Annotated in this window: 1 protein-coding gene; it reads right to left on the reverse strand. The window is 63.8% G+C overall.

What is annotated here, in order from left to right:
* Positions 1-312: 312 nt before the first annotated feature.
* Positions 313-745: transposase (locus tag D3A59_RS25030; RefSeq protein ID WP_157991725.1), on the reverse strand; the 433-nt coding region annotated here is incomplete at its 5' end.

Raw genomic sequence — 745 nt, forward strand, 5'->3', positions numbered from 1 at the left:
CTCAGTCAAGCACGAGCAGTGGCATGAGGTCTGTTCCTTTGTTGGGGGCTGCAACAGCCACAGTGAGCTCACACGGAAGGTCGGACTGCACATCTACAGTCGGGCTTGTTGCGCTCGGCTATGAGCCGGTGCGGCCCCGGATACGAACCGCTCGGCGGGACTCCATTCACTTCACGTCGCACCGCACGCGGTGCAACCAACAGCCCTTCGAGTTCCCCTGCCGCCGGTCTGACCTGTGTGAGGGTATCTGCGCTGCGCAGTCCTTTCATCAGAATCGATCCTGCATCACTGGCGGTGCTTGCACTGGATGCTTCAACTCGGCTGCATCGAGCCGGGCATGACACTTACATGGTTGGCGTCGTAGGCCTTGCCCCTGACGAGTACCGCCCAGAGGATGCGCGCGTTCTTGTTGGCCAGCGCAACGGCCGCGCGCTGCCAGCCCACGCGCGCTTTGAGCTGCACCACCCACTGCGAGATTCGGTCCTGCCGTTTGTGCGCACTATGGACGGCCGCCTTTGCTCCCTGGATTAGCAGGGTGCGTAGGTAGTCGTCGCCCCGCTTGGTAATGCCACCAAGCCGCTCCTTGCCGCCGCTGGAGTGCTGCTGCGGTGCCAAACCCAGCCAGGCACCGAATTGCGCAGCACTCTTGAATTGGCTGAGGTCCCCCACGCCTGCCACGATGGCAGACCCTCGACCCTGAGCAGCTGCGCCAAGAGATGCGCGCGCTGCTGGCCGAGGTGGCGCG

The sequence above is a fragment of the Caldimonas tepidiphila genome (genome assembly GCF_003569765.1).
GTDB lineage: Bacteria > Pseudomonadota > Gammaproteobacteria > Burkholderiales > Burkholderiaceae_C > Caldimonas > Caldimonas tepidiphila.